Genomic DNA, 3,344 nt, shown 5'->3' on the forward strand with positions numbered 1-3,344 from the left:
GCGGGAGGGTCGGGCGTCGTCGTGCGTCAGGTGGTCAGACGTCGCCGCGCCAGGCGCCCGTCTCGGTGCCGCGGTTCTCGACGAACTCCTTGAACCGCTTGAGGTCGGCCTTGACCTGCAGGTCGTCGGCACCGACGGCGGCACCGGCCTTCTCGACGAGCGAGTCCGGCTCCCACCGGGTCTCGACGTGCACGCGCGTCGTGCCGGCGTCGACGGCCTCGAACGTCACGACGCCCTCGTGGGCCGGGCCGTCGACGCTGCGCCAGGCGACGCGCTGGTCCGGGTGCTGGTCGATGATCTGCGCGTCGAACTCGCGCTCGACGCCGCCGATCGAGGTCCGCCAGTGGGTGAGCGTGTCGGTCACCTGGCGCACCTCCTCGACGCCACCCATGAAGTGCGGGAACTCCTCGAACTGCGTCCACTGGTCGTAGGCGGTGCTGATCGGGACGGCCACCTCGATGGTCTGGTCGATCGTCGGCATGCCGTGCTCCCTTCGCTCGGGACGGGGTTGTCGGGCCACGCTAGGTCGGCCCCGGACGGGTCGCGCGTCGAGCGCGGGAGCTGTCCCCCGTTCCGGTGGAGGTCGGCCCGTCGACGTGCGGAGGAGATCGCCGAGGCGCACCCTTCGCGTCCTCCGAGGGCTCTGGGACAGGCTTTGGGAGGGGCTCTGGGAGGCCGTGCACCGGCCCCCGGCCGGAACGCCGGAGGGCCGTCAGTCGCGCGTCGCGGACGCACCCGCGGTCGGCGTCAGCGACTGCGTCCCGATGACGCGCAGGAGCGCGAGCGCGTCGGCGGCGGAGCTCCCCGCCGGGGCCGAGTAGACGATGATCGCCTGGTCGCTGTCGGGCACGTGCAGCGCGTCGCAGTCGAGCGTGACCCGCCCGACCGTCGGGTGGTCGACGGACTTGCGGTGGCTGCGCCACACGCTCGCGCCGCCCTCCTGCCACATGCGCTCGAAGTCGGGGCTCTCCCGGCGCAGCTCGGCGACGAGCTCGTTGAGGCGGGCGTCCTTCGGGTACCGGGCGGCCGCCGTCCGCAGCGCCGCGACGGCCTGGGCCGCAGTCGCCTCGCGCTCGTCGTGCGACATCGCGACGCGGGTCCGCGGGCCGTACGGCGTCGTGCCGAGGAACCGGATCCGGTTGACGTTGCGCTCGCGTGCAGGGACGGTCGACCAGTCGCCGAGCAGCGCCGACGCCATCGCGTTCCACGCGAGCACGTCGCCGCGCGCGTCGAGCAGCAGCACCGGCAGGTCGACGAGCCGGTCCATCAGGCGCTGCACGCTGGGGCGCACGACGTCGTCCACGGTCCCGGGCAGCGGCGGCGGCGAGCCCGCCAGGTGGAAGAGCTCCGCACGCTCGTCGTCGTCGAGCCGCAGCGCCCGGGCCAGCGCGCGCAGCACCTGCGCCGACGGGCGGGGGCCGCGACCCTGCTCGAGCCGCACGACGTAGTCGACGCTCACGCCCGCGAGCAGCGCGACCTCCTCACGCCGCAGACCCCCGACCCGGCGACGCTCGCCCGCCGGGAGCCCGACGTCCTGCGGCGACAGGCGCCCCCGCGCACGTCGCAGCACCTGGGCCAGCTCCCCGCGATCCATGCGCCCAGGATCCACCCGCACGGCGGCGCGCGGGTGGCGTCAGCATGGGACCGCCGGTCCCAGGGTGCGCACGCCCTGGAGCCCGCGCGTGCCGCGGCGGAGGGTCGACGGCATGGACACCACCATCGCCCTCGTCACGGGGGCCACCCAGGGAATCGGGCGGGAGACCGCCCGCCGACTCGTCGCGCTCGGCTGGACCGTGTGGGTCGGTGCGCGCGACCTCGACGCCGGCGAGCGGGTCGCCGGCGAGCTCGGCGGCGACGCACGGGCCGTGCGGCTCGACGTCACCGACGACGCCTCCGTCGCCGACGCCGTGCGCGTCGTCGACACCACGCACGGGCGCCTCGACGTGCTCGTCAACAACGCCGGCGTCAGCGGGCGCCTCGTCGGGCCGCGGGACACCCCGCCGGCCGACTTCCTGCCCGTCTACGGCGTCAACGTGCTCGGGCCCGTGCGGGTCACGCACGCGTTCCTGCCGCTGCTCGACCGGTCCGCGCAGCCGCGCGTCGTCATGGTGTCGAGCGGGCTCGGCTCGTTCGGCGTGACCACGGACCCGGCACGCTTCGAGTCGACCATCGCCGGGCTCGCGTACCCGTCGTCGAAGGCCGCGCTCAACATGATCACGAGCCAGTACGCGAAGGTGCTCGACGGGTACCAGGTGCTCGCCGTCGACCCCGGCTACACCGCGACCGGCCTCAACGGGCACCAGGGGTTCCAGACGGTCGAGCAGGGCGCCGAGGCCGTCGTCGCGGCCGCGACCGTCGGTCCGGACGCGCCGTCCGGGACGTTCCACGACCGGGCGGGCGCGCTGCCCTGGTGAGGCGTCGACCCGCCCGGTGTGCGACCTGCCGGGCGGGTCAGCCGCCCGCGAAGGGCGGCAGGACGTCGAGCGTCACGCCCGCGCGGACCTCGTCGTCGCCCTCGACACGCGTGCCGTCGGCGAGCAGCGCGCAGCGGCTCAGCACCGCCGCGAGGTCGGGGTGGCGACGCGTCAGCTCGGCGACCACCAGGGCCGCGGTACCCGCGGGGACCGTCTCGGTGTCGACGCCGGCCGCCTCCGCCGCGGCGGCGAAGTAGCGGACGGCCACCGTCGCGGCGGCCGTCGTCCCGCTCACGCCGGTGCCGGATGCGGTCGCGGCGGTCGGGGCGCTCGTGGGCGTCGTCACGGCAGCACGTTCTCGTCCGACGCCCACGCGAGCGCGGCGCGGCGGGCGGTCGCGAGGACGTCCTCGCCGGACCGGCCGGCGGCGATCGCCAGGCCCGCGACCAGCATCGTCACCGGGACGGCGGGCCGCGCGACCGAGTGCGCGACGTCCGTCGCGACGTCGAGGATGCGCTCGATGTCGACGAGCGCGGGGTCGACGCCGAGCTCGGCGGCGACGTGCTCCACCCAGGCGGGCAGGTCCGCGCCGGGAGCCCTGCGGGGGTCTGTGCTCACGGTGTCCTCCGATCGTCGTCAGGGTCGATGGTGCCACCGGACAGGCGGACGTCGAGGCGCCGCACGTCGTCCCACGTGTCCGCGTCCGCGGCGGCGTCGTCGGGGTCGGGCACGTCGACGAGCCGCAGCCCGGCGACCAGGCTCCGCACCGACGCGTCGCGCGGGCCGTCCGGGAGCGCGTCGAGCGCGGCGTCGAGCGCGGACCGGCGGTAGGCGGCGACGAGGTGCTGCGGCGACCCGTCGGCGCCGACCAGCCGCGCGCCGTCCGCCTCGGGGTCCACGAGCGCTGCGGCGACCAGCGCGGGCACCACG

5 protein-coding genes and 1 pseudogene are annotated in these 3,344 nt (G+C 76.0%); 1 reads left to right on the top strand and 5 read right to left on the bottom strand.

The window, feature by feature from the left end; translation table 11 throughout:
• Window positions 1–34: 34 nt before the first annotated feature.
• The gene (locus CTKZ_RS20725) at window positions 35–481 is read right to left on the bottom strand and encodes an SRPBCC family protein (protein WP_124344668.1); all 447 of its coding nucleotides are present in this window, start codon (window positions 479–481) and stop codon (window positions 35–37) included.
• 231 nt (window positions 482–712) lie between these two features.
• Window positions 713–1,594: a helix-turn-helix transcriptional regulator gene (locus tag CTKZ_RS20730; protein ID WP_124344669.1), complete on the bottom strand. Its 882-nt coding sequence runs from the start codon at window positions 1,592–1,594 to the stop codon at window positions 713–715.
• Window positions 1,595–1,706: 112 nt separating this feature from the next.
• On the opposite strand from CTKZ_RS20730, the gene CTKZ_RS20735 reads away from it, so the two are divergent.
• A complete protein-coding gene (locus CTKZ_RS20735; protein WP_124344670.1) occupies window positions 1,707–2,414 on the top strand; it encodes an SDR family NAD(P)-dependent oxidoreductase in 708 nt (235 codons plus the stop codon).
• Window positions 2,415–2,451: 37 nt separating this feature from the next.
• On the opposite strand, the gene CTKZ_RS20740 is transcribed toward CTKZ_RS20735, so the two are convergent.
• From CTKZ_RS20740 to CTKZ_RS20750, 3 genes and pseudogenes are all read right to left on the bottom strand, one after another.
• Window positions 2,452–2,760: a MoaD/ThiS family protein gene (locus tag CTKZ_RS20740; protein WP_307720329.1), complete on the bottom strand. Its 309-nt coding sequence runs from the start codon at window positions 2,758–2,760 to the stop codon at window positions 2,452–2,454.
• Window positions 2,757–3,032: a DUF6457 domain-containing protein gene (locus tag CTKZ_RS20745; protein WP_124344671.1), complete on the bottom strand. Its 276-nt coding sequence runs from the start codon at window positions 3,030–3,032 to the stop codon at window positions 2,757–2,759. The genes CTKZ_RS20740 and CTKZ_RS20745 overlap by 4 nt, the downstream gene beginning before the upstream one ends.
• A pseudogene (locus CTKZ_RS20750) lies at window positions 3,029–3,344 on the bottom strand (molybdenum cofactor guanylyltransferase); the annotation flags it as partial. The pseudogene CTKZ_RS20750 and the gene CTKZ_RS20745, both read right to left, overlap by 4 nt.

Source organism: Cellulomonas algicola, from assembly GCF_003851725.1.
GTDB lineage: Bacteria > Actinomycetota > Actinomycetes > Actinomycetales > Cellulomonadaceae > Cellulomonas > Cellulomonas algicola.